Source organism: Sphingobium amiense (assembly GCF_003967075.1).
GTDB classification, from domain to species: domain Bacteria; phylum Pseudomonadota; class Alphaproteobacteria; order Sphingomonadales; family Sphingomonadaceae; genus Sphingobium; species Sphingobium amiense.
On sequence record NZ_AP018664.1, the window covers coordinates 1484854 to 1508341 of the forward strand.

Sequence of the window (23488 nt, forward strand, 5' to 3'; positions counted from 1 at the left end):
CTCTTCGCAGGCGCACATAGCATCAGCCGCCATGACTGGAAAGCCAAAGGGAGAGGGGGCGCCAGAGCATTTCCCGCGCGCGTCCGCTCACCACCATCCCCACATGGCCGAGCGACAGGCACCATTGTTCGGCGAGAGCCGGACCGGCGGCGGCGGGCACGATGCGGTCGGATGCGGACACGATGGAGAGGGAAGGGCAGGACAGCGCCTGCGGCTCCACCCGTTCCCCCGCCACCTGCCACAGGCCGCGCCCGGACACATTGTCGGCATAAAGCCGCTCGAACAGATCGCGTCCCGCCGCGAAGGTCAGCGGCGCGCCCTGATTGGCCCAGTCCTCCACCGCGAGGAAGGCGCGCTCCGCTTCGGACCCCGGCTCCATGTCGGTAAAGGCCGCATATTTGCGGATCGTGCGCGCCGGGTCCATCGCCCAGAAGCCCGATTGCAGCACCTCCATCGGCACATAGCCCAGCCGCTCGCACACCGCCCGCGCGTCCGTCCACAGCCTGATGACGAGCGAGCGATCCTCTTCCGGAAAGGCATCGAACCGCCACGGCGTCGCGATGGTGGCGACGGCTTTCGCACCGACCGCCCTTGCAGCGCCCAGCGTCAGGCTTCCGCCAAGGCAATAGCCCACGAGAACAGGGGGGCGGGGCAGGCCTGCGAGCAGCGGCATCAGCCTTTCGGTCACATGATGGTCCAGCCCCAGATCCGCGTCGTCCGGCTCCGGCGTGCCCCAGTCGACCAGATAAGCGTCATGCCCTGCTGCGGCCATGTGGCGCAGCATGGATCGCTTTTCCGACAGGTCGAAAATGGCGGGAGGATTGATGAGCGAGGGAATGAAAACAACCGGATGGCGACCATTGTCCGCCCCGAAATGCAGCAGGCGCGCGGCCCCGCAAGCGGCGGCGCAGGGCGGTGGAGGAACGGGATCGGGCCTTGCCGCCTCCTGATATTTGCGCAGCCCCGCCATCGCCTTTTGCCGCAGCGCGGGATCGCCCTCCGTTTCGCGCCATAAAATATTGAGGAAAAGGGGTAAAGGCCGCGGCCCATGTTGCGGTGCGGCAACGGCTTGTGCTATTGCGGAAGATGCAGGTGAGGGAGAGGAATGCATGACCAAATCCAAGACCGCCAATCAATCGGAACCGGTCGTCATCAAGAAGTACGCCAACCGGCGTCTCTATAACACCGAAACCTCCAGCTACATCACCCTCGACCTTCTGTCACAGATGACCCGCGAAGGGCGCGAGTTCACCGTCGTCGACGCCAAGACCGGGGAGTGTTGATTTCCACTGAGAGTTGACCCGGGAGGGGCATAAGTTTCCACTGAGAAGTGACCCATGTTTTGACTTCCCTCTGGCTGATTGGTCGGAGGATTCAGGAGTGATCGACATGGCGTTATTGAGTGTAATCCGGCGCTGGCATTTCCGGCAGCAGGTTCCGATCCGGGAGATCGAGCGGCGCACTGGTTTGTCGCGCAACACGATCCGCAAGTACCTGCGGGCGGACACGGTAGAGCCGCAGTTCAAGGTTCCCGAGCGGCCGAGCAAGCTGGACCCGTATGCGGAGAAGCTGTCAGGCTGGCTGCGGATCGAGGCTGGCAAGTCGCGCAAGCAGCGGCGCACGGCGAAGCAGATGCACGCCGATCTCGTGGTCCTGGGCTATAACGGCTCATACGGGCGCGTTGCGGCCTTCGTGCGGACCTGGAAGGCCGATCGTCAGCGCGAGCAGCAGACCAGTGGTCGCGGCACGTTCGTGCCGCTGGTCTTTGCGCCGGGCGAGGCGTTCCAGTTCGACTGGAGCGAGGACTGGGCCTTGCTGGGCGGCAAGCAGACCAAGCTGCAGGTGGCGCACACCAAGCTGTCACACAGCCGCGCCTTCACCGTCCGAGCTTATCTGCTCCAGACTCACGAGATGCTGTTCGACGCTCTGACCCAGGCCTTCCGGGTGCTGGGCGGCGTGCCGCAGCGCGGGATTTTCGACAACATGAAGACCGCGGTTGATCGGATCGGCACGGGCAAGGCTCGGCAGGTCAACGCGCGCTTTGCCGCGATGGCCAGTCATTACCTGTTCGAGCCCGAGTTCTGTAACCCGGCTTCCGGTTGGGAGAAGGGACAGGTCGAGAAGAACGTGCAGGATGCACGGCGCCGGCTGTGGCAACCCATGCCCAGCTTCCCCGACATCGATGCGCTCAACGTCTGGCTCGAGGAGCAGTGCATCGCGCAATGGGGTCAGATCCAGCATGGCGTCCTGCCCGGCACCATCGCCGATGTGCATGCCGAAGAGGTCGCCAGTCTGATGCCGCTGGGCCGGCCCTTCGATGGCTTCGTCGAGCACACCAAGCGGGTATCGCCGACCTGCCTGGTCTCCTTCGAGCGCAATCGCTACAGCGTGCCAGCCTCTTTCGCCAACCGGCCGGTGAGCCTGCGGGTCTACCCTGACCGGCTCGTCATCGCCGCCGAGGGCCAGGTCCTGTGCGAGCATGGCCGGATCATCGAGCGGTCCCATGACCAGCCAGGGCGGACCATCTATGACTGGCGGCATTACCTGGCGGTGATCCAGCGCAAGCCTGGCGCCCTGCGCAACGGCGCGCCCTTTGCCGAGATGCCCGAGGCCTTCCGGCAGTTGCAGGGCTTCCTGCTCAAGCGCCCCGGCGGTGACCGGGAGATGGTGGAGATCCTCGCGCTGGTCCTGCAACATGATGAGCAGGCGGTGCTCTGTTCCGTCGAACTGGCGCTGGAAGCTGGCGTGCCGACCAAGACCCATATCCTCAACATCCTCCACCGGCTGCTCGACGGCAAGCCAACCAGCATCGCCGCCATCGATACCCCACAGGCGTTGAGCCTGCGCCGGGAGCCGAAGGCCAATGTCGCGCGCTATGATACGCTGCGCGGGAAGGATCTGCGTCATGCGTCATGATCCCGCCAGCGCCGCCGTCATGGTCATGCTGCGCTCCCTCAAGATGTACGGCATGGCCCAGGCCGTCGCTGACCTCATCGAGCAGGGGGCACCCGCCTTCGATGCGGCCATCCCCATCCTCTCCCAGTTGCTCAAGGCCGAGATGGCCGAGCGCGAGGTTCGGTCCATCGCCTACCAGATCAAGGCGGCCCGGTTCCCGGCCTACAAGGACCTGGCCGGCTTCGACTTCGCTTCCAGCGAGGTCAACGAAGCCATGGTCCGCCAGTTGCATCGCGGCGAGTTTATCGATGGCGCCCATAACGTCGTCCTGATCGGTGGCCCCGGCACCGGCAAGACGCACGTCGCCACCGCACTTGGCGTCCAGGCGGTCGAGCATCACCGCAAGAAGGTCCGCTTCTTCGCCACCGTCGACCTGGTCAACGCGCTGGAACAGGAAAAGGCCATGAACAAGGCAGGCCAACTGTCCGAACGGCTCCTGCGCCTCGACCTCGTCATCCTCGACGAGCTCGGATACTTGCCGTTCAGCCCGTCAGGCGGCGCGCTGCTGTTCCACCTGCTGAGCAAGCTTTACGAGCGCACCAGCGTCGTCATCACCACCAACCTCAGCTTCAGCGAATGGGCTGGCGTGTTCGGTGATGCCAAGATGACAACGGCTCTGCTGGACCGGCTCACCCACCACTGTCACATCCTCGAGACCGGCAATGACAGCTTTCGGTTCAGGGCCAGCGCCGCGGACCCCAAATCACGAAAGGAAAAATAACCCGCTTGACCCACCACCCGCATAGCGGGACATACCTTCCAACCGGGTCACTTCTCGATGAAAATCCCGGGTCAACTCTCAGTGGAAATCAACACGGGGAGGACATCACCCATAATGTCCTGACCCAGATCATCATGGAAGAGGAACAGCGCGGCAAGAACATGCTGCCCGTCAACTTCCTGCGCCAGTTGATCGCCATGTATGGCGATTCCATGCAGTCGATGGTGCCGCAATATCTCGAAGCGTCGATGGACGCTTTCCGCAAGAACCAGCAGCAGTTTCAGGAAGCGATGAAGGGCGCGTTCGGCGGCGGCCCGCTTGCGGAAATCGCCAAGCGCAACATGCAGATGTTCGAAGCGGCGGCGAGCGCGTTCGGCACCGGCGTTCCGGGCATGCCCGGCATGACCCCGCCCGCGCCCTCCGCATCGGAAGGCAGCAAGGACGACGAGATCAACGACCTCAAGGCACAGCTCGCCGCCCTCAATGCAAAGATCGACAGGCTGAGCTGATCCCGGCATGGCGAAGGCGGATCGTCTGGAGCGGCTCGACATGCGCCGGGCTGAACTGGAGGCCGACTATCGCGATGCCCTGATCGCCGCATTGCGCGCCACGGCGGCGGGCCGCTGGGGTCTGTTCGGCCATCATGCCGACCGTCATGCGCGCGCGGCGGCCAAACCCGCGCTCGACCAACTGGAAGAACTGGCGGACGATATAGACCGTCTGCGCGAGCAACTGGGCCTGGAACCCTTCACGCTTCATCGGCAGTTCCTGGCGGCGCGCGGCCCGGTGGCGGCGGACGCGGTGGGGGAACCGAAACAGGCGAAGGCATGGCTGGCGCAGATGGGCGCGGCGGACTGACCGCCCTTCGCGCCTGTCGCTCTGGGGGTCGACACAGGTGGCGCGTCTGTCCTATGGCGCGCCATCTTTTCCGTCCTGCCAGCCTTAAGGTTCCCCGCCTGTGAAACATGCCCTTTCCGTCACCCGCGAACAGGATTTCGCCGCCTGGTATCAGGCCGTCATTTCCGAAGCCGACATGGCCGAGGAAAGCGGCGTGCGCGGCTGCATGGTGATCCGTCCGTGGGGCTATGGCATCTGGGAACGCATCCAGAAGCTGCTCGACGACCGGATCAAGGCGACCGGGCACGAGAATTGCTACTTCCCGCTCTTCATCCCGCTCAGCTATTTCGAGAAGGAGGCCGAGCATGTCGACGGCTTCGCCAAGGAAATGGCGGTCGTTACCCATCACCGCCTGATCCAGAAGGACGGCAGGCTGGTCCCCGATCCCGAAGCGAAGCTGGAAGAGCCGCTGGTCGTGCGCCCCACGTCCGAAACGGTGATCGGCGCGGCGTTCAGCCGCTGGGTGCAGTCATGGCGCGACCTGCCCGTGCTCATCAACCAGTGGGCCAATGTCGTGCGCTGGGAAATGCGCACCCGCATGTTCCTGCGCACCGCCGAATTTCTCTGGCAGGAAGGCCACACCGCCCACGCCACGGTGGACGAGGCGATGGACGAAACGCTGAAGATGCTCGAAGTCTATCGCAGCTTCGCGGAGGAGTGCATCGCGCTCCCCGTAGTGGCTGGCGAAAAGCCCGAGAATGAACGCTTCCCCGGTGCCGTCGCAACCTATTCGATCGAAGCGATGATGCAGGACGGCAAGGCGCTACAGGCGGGCACTTCGCATTTCCTGGGCACCACATTCTCCTCCGCGCAGAATATCCGTTTCCAGAATGCCGAAGGGCAACAGGAACTGGCGCAGACAACGAGTTGGGGCGTCTCCACCCGCATGATCGGCGGCCTCATCATGGTCCATGGCGACGATGACGGGCTGCGCGTCCCGCCCCGCGTCGCGCCTTATCAGATCGTCGTCGTGCCTATGCTGCGCGACACGGAAGAGGATCAGGCGATCCTCGATTATTGCGGCGAACTGGTCGCCTCGCTCAACGAACTGGACGCTTTCCGCGAGCCGGTGCGCGCGCTGCTCGACAGGCGCCCCGCAAAGGCCGCGACCAAACGCTGGGGCTGGGTCAAGAAGGGCGCGCCCATCGTCATCGAAGTGGGCGGACGCGACGTGGCGGGCGGCAACGTCTCGGTCATCCGCCGCGACCGCCTCTACCGCGAGGACGGCAAGCTCGACAGCCAGATCGTCGCGAAAGGCGATTTCGTCAGCGGTGCGGTGGCGATGCTGGAGGATGTGCAGACGACGCTCTTCGCCGAAGCCAAGGCGCGCCTTGATGGTAATATCGACGCGTCGATCGGCGACATCGACGCCCTGAAAGCCCACTTCAAGGCCAGCGCCAAGCCCGGCTGGGCGCTGGTCCAATGGAGCAAGCCCTCCGGCGAAGCGCTCGATAGGGTGGTCCAGTGGCTGAAGGGCGAGAAGCTCACCCTGCGCAACGTGCCGTTGGGTGCGGCGGAAGCGGACGGTGCCTGCATCTTCACCGGCGAAAAGGCGGTCGAGCGGGTTCTGGTCGGCCGGAGTTATTGAGCAATTGTCTCCCCTCCCGTTTACGGGAGGGGGAAAGAGCCGTCACAGCACATATTTGCTCAGATCCGTATCCCGCGCCACCGCGCTCAACTGCTTCTCGACATAGGCCGCGTCGATCACCAGCGTTTCGCCGCGGCGATCCTCCGCGTCGAAGCTGACATCCTCCAGCAGCTTCTCCATCACCGTCTGGAGCCGCCGCGCGCCGATATTCTCGACCTCGCTGTTCACCTCCGCCGCGATCCTCGCCACCGCGCGGATGCCGTCCGGCGTCAGGTCGATGGTCACTTCCTCGGTTGCCAGCAGCGCACGATATTGCGTGACGAGGCTGGCCTTGGTGTCGGACAGGATCGCGACGAAATCCTCCTCGGTCAGCACTTTCAGCTCGACGCGGATCGGCAGGCGCCCCTGCAATTCCGGCAGCAGGTCGCTGGGCTTTGCGACATGGAAAGCGCCCGACGCGATGAACAGGATATGGTCGGTCTTGAGCGGACCATATTTGGTCGAAACGGTGGTCCCCTCGATCAGGGGCAGCAGGTCGCGCTGCACGCCCTCACGGCTCACCGATCCGCCTCGCACGTCACTGACCGCGATCTTGTCGATCTCGTCGAGGAAGACGATGCCGTTCTGCTCGGCGCTGGTGATGGCCACGCGGGCGACATCGTCCTGATCCAGCCTCTTGTCCTGTTCCTCCTCGACCAGTTTGTCCCAAGCGTCGACCACACGCATCTTGCGCCGCTTCTTCTGGGTCTGACCAAAGGCCTTGGACATCATGTCGGACAGGTTTATCATGCCCACCTGACCGCCCATGCCGGGGATTTCCATCGGCATCGACGGGCTGTCGGCGACTTCCACCTCGACTTCGACCTCGTTCATCTGGTCGCCCTCGATCCGCTGGCGGAAGGACAGGCGCGTGGCTTCGCTCGCTTCCTTGCCGGTCAGCGCGTCCAGCAGGCGCGACATGGCGGCCTCCGACGCGGCCTCGCGCACCGCTTCGCGGCGGCGGTCCTTCTCAAGTCGGACGGCTTCCTCGACGAGATCGCGGACGATCTGCTCCACGTCGCGCCCGACATAGCCGACTTCGGTGAACTTGGTCGCCTCGACCTTGACGAAGGGCGCGTCGGCGAGCTTCGCGAGGCGGCGGCTGATCTCCGTCTTGCCGCAGCCGGTGGGGCCGATCATCAGGATATTCTTGGGCGTCACCTCGTCGCGCAGGTCGGCGGACAGATGCTGCCGCCGCCAGCGGTTGCGCAGCGCGACCGCGACCGCGCGCTTGGCGTCCTGCTGGCCGATGATATGCGCGTCGAGCGCCGCGACGATGGCTTTGGGGGTCAGATTGTCGTTCATGGATCTTTTCTTGGGAGAAGGGGGGAGTTCAGGCCGCGCTGTCCAGCGTCTCGATGGTCAACTGATCGTTGGTATAGACGCAGATGTCGGCGGCCACGCCCATCGCCTTGCGCGCCAGCGTTTCGGCATCGGCTTCATAATCGACCAGAGCGCGCGCCGCGGCGAGGGCGAAATTGCCACCCGACCCGATCGCGGCCACGGTTCCGTTCGGATGGGCAACCGGCTCCAGCACATCGCCATTGCCCGTCAGGATCAGCGTCACGTCCCGGTCCGCGACGATCATCATCGCTTCTAGATTGCGCAGATATTTGTCGGTGCGCCAGTCCTTCGCGAGTTCGACCGCAGCGCGCATCAACTGGCCATTATGCCGCTCCAGCTTGGCTTCAAGCCGCTCGAACAGGGTAAAGGCGTCTGCGGTCGCGCCGGCAAAGCCGCCGATCACCGATCCGTCGTGCAGGCGGCGGACCTTGCGGGCGTTGGGCTTCATCACCGTCTGGCCCATGGACACTTGGCCGTCGCCTGCGACGACGACCTTCCCGTTCTTGCGGACCGACATGATGGTGGTGCCATGCCAGACCGGCATGGCGGACGAGGAGGAACTGTTCATGCCCGCCATATGGGACGAGGGCGTCGGCGCTGCAAGACTCGGTTCCATCCGCGTCAGGACGTTCCCTGTGCGCGACGGAACACCGGCAGCGGACGCGCGGAACAAAGCGCCCCCGATTGACATTGTGCAGTGCACAACGGATCATGACAGGGAAATGACGGGATGGAGCACGGCGCATGACTCTCAAAATCATGGCTCAGGAAAAGGTCGAGCGCGCCGGCATTTCGAACTACAGCTTCGATCAGGACGTTCTGGTGATGTGCGGCGTTCGCTACACGATCGAAGCGTGCACCTGCGGCGGGCCGGACTGCGATGGCGTCCGCCTGATGCGCGACCCCGGCCCGACGATCCGGGCGGTGCAGTGATCCGCCGGATTTTCGCCCTCATCGCTTGACAGCATCCGCCCGCAATGCCAATGGGCCGCCTCCTCCTTGCAGGGGGCGCGTAGCTCAGCGGTAGAGCACACCCTTCACACGGGTGGGGTCACAGGTTCAATCCCTGTCGCGCCCACCATGACCCGGCAGGGCATGGCAGGACAGATTATTTCCCTTTGTTGATCTTTTCCGTCGCGGCGCGTTAAGCCGTGGTCATGATTGCGGCGTCATGCCGCCGGAAAGGATGAACATGCCCCCTTATTGGAAAGCCGGTGCGGCGCTTGTCGCTCTGGGCCTGATCCCGGCTGCCGCGCAGGCGCAGCAGGCGCTGACGCTGGAGCGCGTTTTCGCCAGCCCCGATCTCGCCGGGCCTCAACCCCGCGCGCTCAAGCTCTCGCCGGACGGATCGCTGGTGACGCTGCTCAAACCCCGCGCGGACGAGAAGGAGCGGCTCGATCTCTGGGCCATCGACACGCGCACCGGCAAAGAACGGATGCTGGTCGATTCGAAGAAGACCGGCAGCGGCGCGGACCTTTCCGAAGCCGAAAAGATGCAGCGCGAACGCGACCGGACCGTGGCGGGCAGCACCGGCATCGCCACCTACGACTGGTCGCCCGATGGTAAAAGCATCCTCGTCCCCGTCGACGGCGATCTCTACCTCGCCAGCCTCGATGGCAGGGTCTCGCGCCTCACAGATACGCCCGACGGCGAACTCAACGGCGTCGTCAGCCCGAAGGGCGGCTTCGTCTCCTTCGTGCGCGGCGGTAACCTGTTCGTGCAGCCGATGGGCGGCAAGGAACGGCAACTGACGCAGGGCGCGAGCGACACGGTAAGCTGGGGCGTTGCCGAATTTGTCGCACAGGAGGAAATGGACCGCCGCACCGGCTATTGGTGGTCGCCCGACGATACCCTGATCGCCGTCGCCCGCGTGGACGAAAGCCCGGTCGGCACCGTAACCCGCACCGCCATCGGCGGGGAGGGGACGAAGGTCTACACGCAGCGTTACCCCGCCGCCGGAACGCCCAACGCCATCGTCGACCTCTATGTCATGCGGCCGGACGGATCGGGACAGGTGAAGGTCGATCTCGGCCCGGACCGGGACATTTACCTCGCGCGGGTCGACTGGTCGGTGGACGGGCGCATACTCTACGTGCAGCGGGAGAGCCGCGACCAGAAGCGGCTCGATCTGCTGGCCGTAGATCCTGCGACGGGCAAGGCCAAGGTGGTGCTCACCGAAACCGCGAAAAGCTGGATCAACCTGTCCGACAATTTCCATCCCCTCAAGGACGGGAGCTTCCTCTGGTGGTCGGAAAAGTCCGGCCATGGGCATCTCTATCGCATCGACGGCGGCAAATGGACGGCGCTGACGAGCGGCCCCTGGGAAGTGCGCCAGGTCGTCGGCGTGGATGAGGGCAGGGGTCTCGTCTACTTCACCGGCAACCGCGAAACGCCGCTGGAACAGCAGCTTTACGTCACTTCGCTCCGCAAGCCCGAAGCGGCGCGGGCGCTGACGCAGCAGGGCTGGTGGAACGATGCCGTGATGGACGGCGCGGCCACGCGCGTCATCGTGACGCGCCAGAACAGCGACCAGCCCAAGCAGGTCTACCTCGCCGACAGCACGGGTAAACAGATGCAGTGGCTCTCGCAGAATGCGCTGACGGGCGACCACCCCTATGCGCCCTATCTCGCCAGCCATGTGAAGACGATATTCGGCACGGTGAAGGCGCGCGACGGATCGACGCTCTACACGAAGATGATGACGCCCCCGCTGGAACCGGGGAAGCGGTACCCGGTCTTCATGATCCATTATGGCGGGCCGGGCGCGGGGCGTCAGGTGACGAACACATGGAGCGGGGCGCTGAATCAATATCTGGTGGACCGCGGCTGGATCGTCTTCGCCATCGACAATCGCGGCACGCCCGATCGCGGCAAGGCGTTCGAGGATCAGCTTTACCGCGCAATGGGCACGGTGGAGGTCGAGGATCAGTTGAAGGGCGTCGAATGGCTCAAGGACCAGCCCTTCGTCGATCCCAAGCGGATCGCCACCTATGGCTGGTCCTATGGCGGTTACATGTCGCTGAAACTGCTGGAAAAGGCGCCCGGCACCTTCGCCGCAGCCATCTCCGGCGCGCCGGTGACGAAGTGGGAGCTTTACGATACCCATTATACCGAGCGCTATCTGGGTCGGCCGCAGGACAGGCCCAGCGCCTATCCTTCCTCGGACGCCATCGAAGACGCGGTGAAGATCGCCGACCCGCTTCTCCTAATCCACGGCATGTCGGACGACAATGTCGTGTTCGACAATTCGACCGCGCTGATGGCAAAGATGCAGGGCGCGGCGGTGCCGTTCGAACTGATGGTCTATCCGGGGCAGACGCACCGCGTGGGCGGGCCGAAGATCGGCGTGCATCTCTGGCGCTCGATAGAGGATTTTCTGGCGCGCCGGGGTGTCGCGCCGGATCGGTGACACGGGGCGGGCCGCTGTCCTATCCGGGGGGCGGCGGCCATCCTGATCCTTCGGCTCTGAAGACCGAGCGACCAAAAATATCCTGCTTCTGCAATTTAATGTCAAAACTTGCGGGAAATATGCGAAGCTAAGCGGCTGCGCGCTTTGTCCCACCCAATCCCTTCTTTCTGGACAAACGCAGCCGCCCCGCTATGGCGCGCCTGCGCAATCAGGCGCTGCACATGGAGTCTTTTGTCATGGGTTATAAGGTCGTCGTCGTCGGAGCCACCGGAAATGTGGGCCGCGAGATGCTGACCATTCTCGCCGAGCGCGAGTTCCCGATTGACGAGATCGCGGCGGTCGCTTCGCCCCGGTCGCACGGCACCGACGTCGATTTCGGTGACACCGGCAAGACGCTCAAATGCCGCAATATCGAGCATTTCGACTTCACCGGCTGGGACATCGCCCTGTTCGCGGCGGGCAGCGGCCCGACCGCCGAATATGCGCCCAAGGCGGCGGCGGCCGGCTGCGTCGTGATCGACAACAGCTCGCTCTACCGCATGGACCCGGACGTGCCGCTGGTCGTGCCTGAAGTGAATCCGGACGCCATCGACGGCTATAAGCGCAAGAACATCATCGCCAACCCCAACTGCTCGACCGCGCAGATGGTGGTGGCCCTGAAGCCCCTGCATGACGCCGCGAAGATCAGGCGCGTCGTCGTCGCCACCTACCAGTCGGTCTCCGGCGCGGGCAAGGCGGGCATGGACGAGCTGTTCGAACAGAGCCGCAACATCTTCGTCGGCGACCCCGCCGAACCGAAGAAGTTCACCAAGCAGATCGCCTTCAACGTGATCCCGCACATCGACGTGTTCCTGGACGACGGATCGACCAAGGAAGAATGGAAGATGGTCGCGGAGACCAAGAAGATCCTTGATCCCAAGATCAAGGTGACGGCCACCTGCGTCCGCGTCCCCGTGTTCGTCGGCCATTCCGAAGCGCTCAACATCGAGTTCGAGAACGAGATTTCGGCCAAGGAAGCGCAGGACATCCTGCGTGAAGCGCCGGGCGTCATGCTCGTCGACAAGCGTGAGGACGGCGGCTACGTCACCCCGGTCGAATGCGTCGGCGACTATGCCACCTTCATCAGCCGCGTGCGCGAGGACTCCACCGTGGACAACGGCCTGTCGCTCTGGTGCGTCAGCGACAACCTGCGCAAGGGCGCGGCCCTGAACGCCGTCCAGATCGCCGAACTGCTCGGCCGCCGTCACCTCAAGAAGGGCTGACGGCGTCCATGATCGCCGGCGCTGCCCTAGCGTGGAAATCGCTTCCACCCGCGCAGCGCCGGATGATCCTGATACTGTCCGCGGCGGTCGCGCTCGCCAATGTGGCCCAGCCCTATCCCGATCTGGCGCCGCTCCAGCACGGCCCGACCGTCATTCTCCTTCTGGCCTCGCCATGGCTGTTGCGCCGATGGCCGCTGTCTAACGGCTCGGCGGCATGCCTTCTGCTCTTCCTGCTTCTTCACACGCTGGGCGCACGGTGGATCTACAGCTACGTGCCCTATGACCGGTGGTCGCGCGCGCTGACCGGGACCGACTTATCCAGCCATTTCGGCATGGCGCGAAACGGCTATGACAGGCTGGTGCATTTCAGCTTCGGCGCATTATGGACCATGCCCGTCGCGCAGGCGGCACGGCGCTATGGCGGGGCGGGCAGGGGATGGAGCCTTGCCATCGCCTTTGCCGCCATCGGCCTTGGCAGCGCGCTCTACGAGATATTCGAATGGCTCCTGACCGTCGTCGCCGCTGGCGATACGGCGGACTATTATAACGGCCAGCAGGGCGACATGTGGGACGCGCAGAAAGACATGGCCTGCGCGCAGGTGGGCAGCATCGCGGCCGTGCTCCTGCTCTTGCGTCGCCGCGCCTGACGCCATATCGGCAGCCGCTGATTGACGAGGATCGCCACCATGACCGACCTTCCCCTCGAACGGCATGAGATCAAGGGCTTCGACGGCCTGCCGATTGCCGTGCATGTCGCGGGGAAGGGGCGGGATCTGATGCTGATCCACGGCTATTTCTCGAACGCCCGGACCAACTGGATTCGCTACGGCCATGCGGCGCGGCTGGTCGAGGCTGGATTCCGCCTGATTCTGCCCGACCTGCGCGGCCACGGGGAAAGCGCAAAGCCGCACGATCCCGCCGCCTATCCGCCCGACGCGCTGACGCGGGACAATCTTGCCGTGGTCGAATATTTCGGCCTGACCGACTATGACCTCGGTGGCTATTCGCTGGGCGCGCGGACGACCGTGCGGATGCTGGCGAACGGAGCCACGCCGCGCCGCGTGATCCTGTCCGGCATGGGGCTGCGCGGTCTGACGCAGACGCTCGATAATGGCGGCTATTACACCAACGTCCTCACCAATCTCGGCACGTTCGAGCGGGGCACGTCAGAATGGATGGCCGAAGCCTTCCTCAAGACGACGAAGGGCGATCCCATCGCGCTGCTCCGCATCCTGCGCACCTTCGTCGACACCCCGGCAGACGTGATCGCGGCCTTCCCGCAACCCACCGCCGTGATCTGCGGCAGGGACGATGACAGCAACGGCAGCGCGCATGAACTGGCGGACCTGCTCAGCGACGGCCGCTATTTCGAAGTGCCGGGCAATCACATGAATGCCGTCACCCGCAAGGAACTGGGACAGGCAATCGCCGACTTCCTGACCGCTTGACTGTATCGCGGCACCAAGTCACCTTTCCCCTATAGCCATAAGGGGATACCCATGAAAATCGCACTCTCGCTGACCGCGCTCGCGGCTGCTCTCGCCGTTTCGCCCGCCTCCGCGCAACAGTCTCCCGCCGCCTCCCAGACGACTCCGCCCACCGCCGCCGATGCCGAAGCCTTCCTGACGAAGGCGGAGAAGGCGCTGTTCGACCAGTCGATCGTCAGCGGCCGCGCGGCGTGGATCAACGCCACCTACATCACCGACGATACCGACGCGATCTCCTCCTATTTCGGTGCAATCGACACGAAGCAGCGCGTCGACTACGCGCTGGAAGCGGCCAAATTCGCCGCCGCGCCGGGCCTCACCGAAGAAACCAAACGCCGCCTCACCCTGCTGCGGACCGCGCTGACGCTCCCCGCGCCGACGACGCCGGGCGCGGCGGAGCAGCTCAACGACCTCGCGACGAAGCTCCAGTCCGCCTATGGCAAGGGCAAGGGGATGCTCAGGGGGCAGCCGATCAACGGCAGCGACATCGAAGAGCAGATGGGTATCAACCGCAACCCCGACGAACTCAAGGAAATGTGGGTAAGCTGGCACGACAATGTCGGCGCGCCGATGCGGACGGATTATACGAAGCTGGTCGGCATCGCCAACGCAGGCGCGAAAGAACTGGGCTTTGCCGACACCGGAGCGATGTGGCGCTCCAAATATGACATGCCCGCCGACGATTTCGCGAAGCTGACCGACCGCATCTGGGCGGAAGTGAAGCCGCTCTACGACGAACTCCATTGCTATACCCGCGCCAAACTCAATCAGAAATATGGCGACGCGGTCCAGCCGAAGACCGGCCCGATCCGCGCCGACCTGCTGGGCAATATGTGGGCGCAGGAATGGGGCAATATCTACGATATCGTCGCACCGGCGGGTGCGGGCGACCTTGGCTATGATGTCACCGATCTTTTGAAGGCGAAGAATTACGACCCTGTGAAGATGGTGAAGGCGGGCGAAGGCTTCTACAGCTCGCTCGGCTTCGACCCGCTGCCCGCGACCTTCTGGGAACGGTCCCAGATCGTGAAGCCCCGCGACCGCGAAGTCGTGTGCCATGCGTCGGCCTGGGACATCGACAACAAGGACGACATCCGCATCAAGATGTGCACGAAGGTCAATGGCGACGACTTCGTCACGATCCACCACGAACTGGGCCATAATTATTACCAGCGCGCCTATCAGGTCCAGAAACCGCTTTATCTGGACGGCGCGAACGATGGGTTCCACGAAGCGATCGGCGACTTCATCGCCCTGTCGATCACGCCCGACTATCTCGTGAAGATCGGCCTGCTCGATCCGGCGAAGGTGCCCGGTGCCGACAAGGACATCGGCCTGCTGCTGCGTCAGGCGATGGACAAGGTCGCATTCCTGCCCTTCGGCCTGCTTATCGACAAATGGCGCTGGGGCGTGTTCGACGGGTCGATCCCGCAAAGCCAGTATGAAAAGAGCTGGACCGACCTGCGCCTGAAATATCAGGGCATCGTCCCGCCCGTGGAGCGCGACGAGACCAAATTCGATGCGGGCGGCAAATATCATATCCCCGGCAACACAGCCTATACCCGCTATTTCCTGGCGCGCGTCCTGCAATTCCAGTTCTACGAAGCGGCCTGCCGGCAGGCGGGGTGGAAGGGACCGCTGCACCGCTGTTCCTTCTACGGCGACAGGGCGGTGGGCGAAAAGCTGAACGCGATGCTGGCGATGGGGGCATCGAAACCATGGCCCGATGCGCTTCAGGCATTCACCGGCACCCGCCAGATGTCGGGCAAGGCTCTGGTCAGTTACTTCGCGCCGTTGCAGAAGTGGTTGATCGCGCAAAATAAAGGCAAGTCTTGCGGCTGGTAAGCAACAGTAAAAGTTGGTAGGCGGCTGGCGCATGAACGCGCCAGTCATCCTGCTTGCCCTGCTGTTCGGAACCGCCCTTGTCATGACGATCGCCCTTGCCGTCGCATGGCAGCACTTCGGGCGGCAGCGGCATGTCCTGACATGGACTGCCTCCTATGCGGTCGGCATATTGCAGTGGGCAGCCAACGCAGGCGGCTATTTCCTCAAAAGTCCGCCCCTCTACATCCTGACCGGCATCGGTCTGGTCGTCAGCGGATCGCTGCTTGCGATCGGGGTGCGGCAGCGGTCCGGGCGGCCCCTTCGCATCGCCGCATTCGCCGTGCCGGGTGTGACGGTGGTGCTGGCGATGGCGATAGCCATCGGGACGACCGGCAGCCAGTTGATGCAGGGTTTCATCATCCCCGCCTATGTGGGCGGACTGCTGGCGGTCAGCGCCCTGTCGCTCTGGCCGAGGGAGCGCCGCTTCACCCCGCCGGAACGGGCCTTCTTCGCGGCGCTCCTTCTGTTTGCGGTCGTGCAACTGGCACTGGCAGCATCGGCGCTGCTCATTCGCGGGCCGGAAGACGGCAAGCAGGTCTATCGCCTGATCTTCAGCATCTTCACGCCGACCAACTATGTCGCGACGGCCGTCACCGCCGTGCTGCTGGTCGCGGGCGATCTCGCGCAGCAACTGGGCCGCGAAATCCGCCACGATGCGCTGACCCAGGTGCTGAACCGCCGCGGCCTTGAGGAAGCGGCGCAGCAGGCGATGGCGCTGGCGGTGCGGCATCGCCGCCCGCTGGCGCTGGTGGTCTGCGATCTCGACGGGTTCAAGGCGCTCAACGACGGGCATGGCCATATTGTCGGCGATCAGGCGCTTGCCGCCTTCGCCCGGCTGCTGGCAAGCACGGTGCGGCGCGGCGATGTGGTCGCGCGCATGGGCGGAGACGAATTCGGCCTGCTGCTGATCGACACCGACGCCCGCGCTGCCGCCGATGTGATGGAGCGCGTGCGGGCGGAAGTCGCCAATCTTTCCCTTGCCCGCCTCGATGAACCGGGCCTGCGGGCGAGCTTCGGGGTGGCGGAACTCCGTTCGGGCGACGCCAGTCTGGAAGACATGGTCGCCCGTGCGGACGCCGCGCTCTACATGGCGAAAAATGGCGGCAGGGACCGCGTCACCATCTGGCGCGAAGCCGCCTGACGACTACCGGAACGGCGGTTCGTTGAAGGCACGCAGCTTGCGGCTGTGCAGCTTCGGCCCTTCCTGACGCAGCAGTTCGCAGGCCATGAGGCCGACGCGCAGATGGCCCGCAATGGCTTCCTCGTAAAAGCGGTTGGCCTGCCCGGGCAGTTTAAGTTCGCCATGAATCGGCTTGTCCGACACGCACAGCAGGGTGCCGTACGGTACGCGGAAGCGATAGCCCTGCGCCGCGATGGTGGCCGATTCCATGTCGATGCCGACCGCGCGCGACAGGCTGAAGCGCAGGGCCGAGCTGGAATAGCGCAGTTCCCAGTTGCGGTCGTCGGTGGTCACGACCGTGCCCGTGCGCAGGCGGCGCTTGAAATCCTCGGGATTGCCGCTGCCCAATATGGCTTCGGCTGCGCTCGCCATCGCCACCTGCACCTCGGCGATGGCGGGCACCGGAATTTCCGGCGGCAGCATGTCGTCCAGCACCTTGTCGTCGCGCAGATAGGCGTGGGCGAGCACATAGTCGCCGATCCGCTGGCTGGGGCGCAGGCCGCCGCAATGACCGATCATCAGCCATGCCTCGGGCCGCACGACCGCCAGATGGTCGCAGATCGTCTTGGCGTTCGATGGCCCGACGCCGATGTTGACCAGCGTGATCCCGCTGCGGTCGGGCGCAATCAGGTGATAGGCGGGCATCTGGTGCTTGCGCCACGCCCCTTCGGCAATGGCTCCGTGCGGATCGGCGGTCTCCCGCGTCACATGCACCCCTCCCGCGCCCGACAGCGCGGTGAAGCGGCTGCCGTCCCGCTGCAACTCGGCGCAGGCCCAGGCGACGAATTCATCGACATAACGGTGATAGTTGGTAAAGAGGATGTAACGCTGCACATGTTCGGGCGGCGTGCCGGTATAATGTTTGAGGCGCGCCAGCGAGAAATCGGTCCGCAGCCCGTCGAACAGCGCCAGCGGGCGGTCGCCATTGGCGTCAGGAATGAAGAGGCCGTCGGCGATCTCGTCCCCGATCTCCGCCAGTTCGGTGGCCGGAAAATGGCGCGCCAGCTCGGTCGGCGGCGTGCCGTCCAGCGCGCTGATGTCGAGACCGTCGAGCACATAGGGGAAGGGGATCTGCTGGGCGCTCAGGCCCACATCCACCTCGACCCCATAGTCGCGGACCAGCAGGTCGATCTGTTCGGCCATATAGTCGGCGAACATGGCTGGCCGCGTCACCGTCGTCACATAGCGCCCCGGCTTCGACAGGCGCGCGAAGGATCGGCCCGGCGGCGGCGCGTTGCCCTCGTCATGATAGGTGATGCGCAGTTCGGGATAGCAGAAGCGGCGGTCCGTCCGCGCCTCTGGCGGCGGAATGCTGCCGTCGCGGGCATAGGCGCGCATGGCGTCGCGCAGGGTTTCGATGGATGTCTGGTAAATGCGGTCGAGTTGCGCGACCGCGGCGCTGCCGATGCTCTGTGTCATCGCCCGCTGCTACCGCCTTTGAGTGACGGAAGGAAGACGGGGCATGACGCGCCGGCACGGCTTGGCCGGCGCGTCATGCGGAATTCAGAGCTGGCCCAGCAGATGTTCGGCCGACGACACCTTGAAATCGCCCGGCTCCTCGACGTTGAGCTGTTCGACCACACCGTCCTTGACCAGCATGGAGAAGCGCTGTCCGCGCGTGCCCATGCCAAACTTGCTGCCGTCCATGGTCAGACCCACCGCCTTGGCGAAATCGCCATTGCCGTCGGCCAGCATCGTCACGGCATCGCCCGCGCCCGCCTGCTTGCCCCATGCGCCCATGACGAACGCGTCGTTGACGGCGGTGCAGGCGATGGCGTCGACGCCCTTCGCCTTGAGATCCCCTGCCTTTTCGATGAAGCCCGGCAGATGCTTGGCCGAGCAGGTCGGCGTGAAAGCGCCGGGGACGGAAAAGATGGCGACCGTCTTGCCCTTGAAGAAATCGTCGGACGAAATGGTTTCGGGACCATGATCGGTCATGGTGGCGAAGGATGTGCTGGGGATCTCGTCGCCCTTGGAAATCGTCATGCTTGCGGCTCCTGCCTGTGGAGCGCGGGAGGTCGGCCCTGTAGGGGGCCATGTCAAGACGCCGCGCGAATAACTCGCGCCGCCTCGCGCCGGACCTTCGTCGTCCTTGGCAAGGGCGGGAGGAGGGCTATATTCGGCCACATGACAGCAGAGCGCTATTATGGCGGGCACTTCCTGCTCGCTCTTCCCGGCATGGCCGACACGCGTTTCGACCATTCGGTGATCGCCCTTTGCGTTCACGACGAAAATGGCGCGCTGGGCATTGCGGTGGGTGATGAGATGGAAGGCGTGCGCTTCCGCGACCTGCTCGAAAGTTTCGACATCGACGCGAGCGATGTGCCGGACGTTCCGGTCCTTCGCGGCGGCCCGGTGGAGCCGCGCCGGGGCTTCGTGCTGCACTCGCTCGACTGGGGCGGGCAGGACATGGTGGACGTGAGCGGAAAATGGGGGCTGTCGGGTTCGCTCGACATCCTCAAGGCCATCGCCGAAGGCCGGGGACCGAGCCGCTATCTGATTGCGCTAGGCTATGCCGGGTGGGTTGCGGGACAGTTGGAGCAGGAGATGCTGGGCGAAAGCTGGTTTCTGGCCGATGGCGACGCCGATCTGTTGTTCGACACGCCATGCAGGCGGAAATGGTCGCAGGCCTTTGCCGCAGCGGGCGTCGATGCGTCGCACCTCGTTCCGGGCGCCGGTTCTGCCTGATAGACATAAAGAAAAGTTTATATAGGTTGCCAGCGGGCAGTGCGCTTGGTAAAGCCGCCGCCATCTTCCGCCTTGCGCCCTGACGGCCCCGGCGGGCCATTCTAGTAGAACGGAGACACGCACGTGGCCACCGCACCCGCCACCCAGGCGCAGGATTATGTGATTGCCGACATCGGCCTTGCCGGTTTCGGCCGCAAGGAAATCGAGATCGCCGAAACGGAAATGCCGGGCCTGATGGCGCTGCGCGAGGAATTTGGCGCGAGCCAGCCATTGAAGGGCGCGCGCATCACCGGTTCGCTGCACATGACGATCCAGACCGCCGTTCTGATCGAGACGCTGACGGCGCTGGGCGCCGAAGTGCGCTGGGCGACGTGCAACATCTATTCGACGCAGGACCATGCCGCCGCCGCGATCGCCGCATCGGGCGTGCCGGTGTTCGCGATCAAGGGCGAGACGCTCCAGCAATATTGGGATTATGTCGAGCGCATCTTCGACTGGCACAATCATGAAAGCGGCGTGTGCAACCTGATCCTCGACGATGGCGGTGACGCCACCATGTTCGCCCTGTGGGGCGCGCGCGTCGAGGCGGGCGAGGAACTGTTCACGCCGTCGAACGAGGAAGAGGAAATCTTCTGCGCCGTCCTGAAGCGCGTGCTCAAAGAACGTCCCGGCTTCCTCACCAAGACCGTCCAGTCCATCAAGGGTGTGTCGGAAGAAACGACCACCGGCGTCCATCGCCTTTATGAACTGTCGAAGAAGGGCAAGCTGCCTTTCCCCGCGATCAACGTGAACGACAGCGTCACCAAGTCGAAGTTCGACAATCTCTACGGCTGCAAGGAAAGCCTGGTCGACGCGATCCGTCGCGGCACCGATGTGATGCTGGCGGGCAAAGTCGCCTGCGTCGCGGGCTTCGGCGATGTCGGCAAGGGTTCGGCCGCCTCGCTCCGCAACGGCGGCGCGCGCGTGCTCGTGACCGAAGTCGATCCCATCTGCGCGCTTCAGGCGGCGATGGAAGGCTATGAAGTCGTGACGATGGAAGAAGCCGCGCCCCGCGCCGACATCTTCGTGACCGCGACCGGTAACGAAGGCGTGCTGACCGTCGATCACATGCGCGCCATGAAGAACATGGCTATCGTGTCCAACATCGGCCACTTCGACAGCGAGATCGAGATCGCCGGCCTCCAGAACTTCAAATGGACCGAAATCAAGCCGCAGGTCGACGAGGTCGAATTCCCCGACGGCAAGAAGATCATCGTCCTGTCGAAGGGCCGCCTCGTCAACCTCGGCAACGCGACCGGCCACCCCAGCTTCGTCATGTCGGCGAGCTTCACCAACCAGACGCTCGCGCAGATCGAACTGTGGACCCGCAGCGAGCAGTATCAGAATGACGTCTATGTGCTGCCCAAGCATCTGGACGAAAAGGTCGCCGCCCTGCACCTCGAAAAGCTGGGCGTGAAGCTCACCAAGCTCAGCAAACGGCAGGCAGACTATATCGGCGTGCCGGTGGAAGGGCCGTTCAAGCCCGACCATTACCGCTACTAGGCGATGCCATAAGGGCGGGGAGCGATCCCCGCCCTTTTTCTTCGCATGCCGCCTTCCCGATGCGGCCGATCTGGGTTAGGCCCGGTCTGACCATGAACAGGGACCAGCAGGCGCAGCGCGGAGGGACGCGGACGGCATGACGTCTCTGTCACCCTATGCCGCGATCATATTGGGCGTCGTGCTGGCGCTATGGCTGGGTGCGGCCGTCTGGGCGCTGGCTGTCGGACGCCGGATGCGGCAGGAAGGGACGCAGGCGCAGGGCAAGCTGGAACGGCTCGCGACACTGCTCGCTTCGGCCCCGGCTGCGCCGATCATCGTGCATCCCGATGGCCGGCTCGAAGCGGCCGACCGCCTCGCCAAATGGCTGGGCAAGGCGCGCGTCCCCAACTTCGTGTCCGAACTGACGGCCCCCGACGGCGGGCTGGAACCGGAGGATGCAGCGGCACTCGCGCTGGAGATCGCCTCGGCCCAGCGTGCGGGCAAGAGCTTCTCGCTCCCCGTGCGCGGCACTGGATCGTCGCGCCTCCTGCTGGTGCGCGGCGCGCCTGCTGGACCGGGCCTTGCCACCAGCGGCGGCGTGGTTCTTTGGGTGTTCGACGCGACCGAGAGCCAGGCTGAAATCCAGTCGCTGAAGGGTCATGTCGAGCAACTGCGCGAAGCGCTGGAGGCGCTGGCGGGCCTTGTCGAGGCTGCGCCCTTCCCGATGTGGCACCGCACCCCCGATTTCCGCCTGAGCCTAGTGAACAGCGCCTATGTCCGTGCGGTCGATGGCGAGAATGCGGCGGAGGTGATCGCCAACGGCGTCGAACTGGTCGAGGTGGCGGGCGGCGTGACGCCTCAGGCCGCGGCGGCGCAGGCGGTGGCGGAGGATCAGCCCATCGACCGGATGGTGCCCGCGACCATCGACGGCGCGCGCCGCACGATGCGGGTCGTGGACGTGCCGTTGGGCGCGGCGGGCGTTGCGGGCTATGCCGTCGATCAGCATGAGCTGGAGCAGGCGCGGGTCGAGCACCGGCGGCTGGAGACGGCGCAGCGCGACCTGCTCGACCGCCTTTCCGCAGGCGTGGCGCGGTTCGGGCCGGACCGCGCGCTGCGGTTCTGGAACCAGCCATTCATCAGCCTGTTCGGGCTGCGGCAGGAGGAGCTGACGGATGCGCCGCTGTTCGAACGGGTGCTCGACCAGATGCGCGACGCACGCCGCCTGCCCGAACATCGCGACTTTCCCGCATGGCGGGCGGAGCGGCGCAACTGGTTCCTTTCGCCCGACCCGCAGGAGGAAAACTGGCTGCTTCAGGACGGCACCCATCTGCGCGTCTATGCGCAGCCCCTGCCCGACGGCGGTCTGCTGCTGATCTTCGAGGATCGGACCGAGCAGGTGCAACTGTCGAGCGCGCGCGACACGTTGCTGCGGGTGCGGACGGCCACGTTCGACACGCTGTTCGAATCGATCGGCGTCTTCTCGGCAGACGGGCGGCTCCAGATGTGGAACAGCCGTTTCCGCAGTGTCTGGGGCGCGCCCGAGGAACTGCTGGCGTCGCATCCCCGCATCGACGACCTCATGCGCGCGGTGCAGGCCAAGCTCGCCAAGCCGCAGCAGTCGACACTGGTGCGCGAACTGGTGCGCGCCGCTACGGTCGAGCGCAAGCAGCGCGGCGGACATGTCGGCTTCGCGGACGGGCGCATCTTCGAATTTGCGGCGATTCCGCTGCCGGACGGCAACGCGCTCTTCACCATGCTGGACGTCACCGACAGCCGTCGGGTCGAACAGATATTGCGCGACCGTAACGAGGCTCTGGAACAGGCCGATCAGGTCAAGACCGCCTTCGTCACCAATATGAGCTACGAACTGCGCACGCCGCTCACCACCATATCGGGTTTCGCCGAGATGATGAGCGCGGGCTACGCCGGGGAGCTAAGCGATTCGGCGAAGGATTATGTCGACGGCATCCTGCAAAGCACGGCGCGGCTGTCCTCGCTGATCGACAATGTGCTGGACCTGACGCAGGGCGAGGTCGGGACGCTGCCGCTGGATCGCGCACCGGTCGAACTGGCGAAGGTCGCGCAGACCTGTCTGGAACGGCTGCTGCCGGAAGCGACGGCGAAGGGGATAGACCTTGCCATCACGCTCAAGGACAGCCTCGGCACGGTGCAGGGCGACGCGCGCCGCATCGGTCAGGCCATCGACCAGTTGCTCGAAAATGCGATCCGCTATTGCGGGCAGGGCGCGCGCATCCTGCTGCATGGCGACGGCGACCAGAACAGCGCGAGGATCGTCGTGTCCGATAACGGCCCCGGCATCCCTCCGGCACGGCAGAAGGCGTTGTTCGACGCCGCCGCCCGCGCGGATCAGGCGCGCAATGGCGGCAAGCCCGGCATCGGCCTGCCGCTTGCCCGGCAACTGGTCGAGGCGCATGACGGGACGCTCGATCTCGTGTCGCAGCCGGGGCAGGGGACGATGGCGACCATCGCGCTGCCGCGTGGCTGATACGGGC

At 64.8% G+C, this 23488-nt stretch carries 20 protein-coding genes, 1 tRNA gene and 1 pseudogene; 17 read left to right on the forward strand and 5 right to left on the reverse strand.

What is annotated here, in order from left to right; genetic code table 11:
* Window positions 1-22 precede the first annotated feature (22 nt).
* A complete protein-coding gene (locus SAMIE_RS07135) occupies window positions 23-1111 on the reverse strand; it encodes an alpha/beta fold hydrolase (protein WP_083952504.1) in 1089 nt (362 codons plus the stop codon).
* On the opposite strand from SAMIE_RS07135, the pseudogene SAMIE_RS07140 reads away from it, so the two are divergent.
* The 6 genes and pseudogenes from SAMIE_RS07140 to proS form a co-directional block, all read left to right on the forward strand.
* Window positions 1110-1277: pseudogene (locus SAMIE_RS07140) on the forward strand (polyhydroxyalkanoate synthesis regulator DNA-binding domain-containing protein); the annotation flags it as partial. The gene SAMIE_RS07135 and the pseudogene SAMIE_RS07140 overlap by 2 nt on opposite strands.
* A gap of 112 nt (window positions 1278-1389) precedes the next feature.
* Window positions 1390-2916 (forward strand): IS21 family transposase, encoded by a 1527-nt coding sequence (istA, locus tag SAMIE_RS07145; protein ID WP_066704330.1) that lies wholly within the window; start codon window positions 1390-1392, stop codon window positions 2914-2916.
* Complete coding sequence (gene istB, locus SAMIE_RS07150; protein ID WP_066704332.1) at window positions 2906-3676, forward strand: IS21-like element helper ATPase IstB; 771 nt, start codon at window positions 2906-2908, stop codon at window positions 3674-3676. Before istA ends, istB begins: the two co-directional genes overlap by 11 nt.
* Window positions 3658-4185, forward strand: coding sequence for a polyhydroxyalkanoate synthesis repressor PhaR (locus tag SAMIE_RS07155; RefSeq protein ID WP_408641272.1), 528 nt, complete (start codon window positions 3658-3660; stop codon window positions 4183-4185). The genes istB and SAMIE_RS07155 overlap by 19 nt, the downstream gene beginning before the upstream one ends.
* Before the next feature lie 7 nt (window positions 4186-4192).
* A complete protein-coding gene (locus tag SAMIE_RS07160) occupies window positions 4193-4534 on the forward strand; it encodes a hypothetical protein (protein ID WP_066696905.1) in 342 nt (113 codons plus the stop codon).
* A 100-nt stretch (window positions 4535-4634) separates the two neighbouring features.
* Complete coding sequence (proS, locus tag SAMIE_RS07165) at window positions 4635-6161, forward strand: proline--tRNA ligase (protein ID WP_066696914.1); 1527 nt, start codon at window positions 4635-4637, stop codon at window positions 6159-6161.
* A 42-nt stretch (window positions 6162-6203) separates the two neighbouring features.
* On the opposite strand, the gene hslU is transcribed toward proS, so the two are convergent.
* Entirely contained in the window at window positions 6204-7505 is a 1302-nt protein-coding gene (hslU, locus tag SAMIE_RS07170; RefSeq protein ID WP_066696917.1) for an ATP-dependent protease ATPase subunit HslU, read from the reverse strand.
* Between the two features lie 28 nt (window positions 7506-7533).
* Window positions 7534-8088: an ATP-dependent protease subunit HslV gene (gene hslV / locus SAMIE_RS07175; protein ID WP_174522203.1), complete on the reverse strand. Its 555-nt coding sequence runs from the start codon at window positions 8086-8088 to the stop codon at window positions 7534-7536.
* Between the two features lie 200 nt (window positions 8089-8288).
* Between hslV and SAMIE_RS07180 the strand changes: the two genes are divergently transcribed.
* The 8 genes from SAMIE_RS07180 to SAMIE_RS07215 all read left to right on the forward strand — a co-directional run bounded on the left by SAMIE_RS07180 (window position 8289) and on the right by SAMIE_RS07215 (window position 16727).
* The gene (locus SAMIE_RS07180; RefSeq protein WP_066696920.1) at window positions 8289-8477 is read left to right on the forward strand and encodes a hypothetical protein; all 189 of its coding nucleotides are present in this window, start codon (window positions 8289-8291) and stop codon (window positions 8475-8477) included.
* A gap of 73 nt (window positions 8478-8550) precedes the next feature.
* Window positions 8551-8625 (forward strand) — tRNA-Val (locus SAMIE_RS07185).
* A 111-nt stretch (window positions 8626-8736) separates the two neighbouring features.
* The gene (locus SAMIE_RS07190) at window positions 8737-10953 is read left to right on the forward strand and encodes a S9 family peptidase (RefSeq protein WP_066697624.1); all 2217 of its coding nucleotides are present in this window, start codon (window positions 8737-8739) and stop codon (window positions 10951-10953) included.
* A 236-nt stretch (window positions 10954-11189) separates the two neighbouring features.
* A complete protein-coding gene (locus SAMIE_RS07195; protein ID WP_066697626.1) occupies window positions 11190-12215 on the forward strand; it encodes an aspartate-semialdehyde dehydrogenase in 1026 nt (341 codons plus the stop codon).
* 8 nt (window positions 12216-12223) lie between these two features.
* Complete coding sequence (locus SAMIE_RS07200) at window positions 12224-12862, forward strand: DUF2238 domain-containing protein (RefSeq protein WP_066696923.1); 639 nt, start codon at window positions 12224-12226, stop codon at window positions 12860-12862.
* A gap of 39 nt (window positions 12863-12901) precedes the next feature.
* Entirely contained in the window at window positions 12902-13663 is a 762-nt protein-coding gene (locus tag SAMIE_RS07205; RefSeq protein ID WP_066696929.1) for an alpha/beta fold hydrolase, read from the forward strand.
* 51 nt (window positions 13664-13714) lie between these two features.
* On the forward strand, window positions 13715-15547 hold the full coding sequence (locus SAMIE_RS07210; protein ID WP_066696932.1) for a M2 family metallopeptidase: 1833 nt from the start codon (window positions 13715-13717) through the stop codon (window positions 15545-15547).
* A 31-nt stretch (window positions 15548-15578) separates the two neighbouring features.
* Window positions 15579-16727 (forward strand): GGDEF domain-containing protein, encoded by a 1149-nt coding sequence (locus SAMIE_RS07215; protein WP_066696935.1) that lies wholly within the window; start codon window positions 15579-15581, stop codon window positions 16725-16727.
* Window positions 16728-16730: 3 nt separating this feature from the next.
* Here SAMIE_RS07215 and SAMIE_RS07220 read toward each other — a convergent pair whose 3' ends face one another.
* Both SAMIE_RS07220 and SAMIE_RS07225 read right to left on the reverse strand, forming a co-directional pair.
* Complete coding sequence (locus tag SAMIE_RS07220; protein WP_066696937.1) at window positions 16731-18185, reverse strand: AMP nucleosidase; 1455 nt, start codon at window positions 18183-18185, stop codon at window positions 16731-16733.
* Between the two features lie 84 nt (window positions 18186-18269).
* Entirely contained in the window at window positions 18270-18752 is a 483-nt protein-coding gene (locus SAMIE_RS07225) for a peroxiredoxin (protein WP_066696939.1), read from the reverse strand.
* A gap of 141 nt (window positions 18753-18893) precedes the next feature.
* Here SAMIE_RS07225 and SAMIE_RS07230 point away from each other — a divergent pair, with 141 nt between their 5' ends.
* The 3 genes from SAMIE_RS07230 (at window position 18894) to SAMIE_RS07240 (ending at window position 23481) form a co-directional block, all read left to right on the forward strand.
* The gene (locus SAMIE_RS07230) at window positions 18894-19454 is read left to right on the forward strand and encodes a YqgE/AlgH family protein (RefSeq protein WP_066696941.1); all 561 of its coding nucleotides are present in this window, start codon (window positions 18894-18896) and stop codon (window positions 19452-19454) included.
* Window positions 19455-19577: 123 nt separating this feature from the next.
* Window positions 19578-20996, forward strand: coding sequence for an adenosylhomocysteinase (gene ahcY / locus SAMIE_RS07235; protein ID WP_066696942.1), 1419 nt, complete (start codon window positions 19578-19580; stop codon window positions 20994-20996).
* Window positions 20997-21132: 136 nt separating this feature from the next.
* Window positions 21133-23481, forward strand: a complete 2349-nt coding sequence (locus tag SAMIE_RS07240) for a PAS domain-containing sensor histidine kinase (protein WP_066696943.1) — start codon at window positions 21133-21135, stop codon at window positions 23479-23481.
* Window positions 23482-23488: the final 7 nt, after the last annotated feature.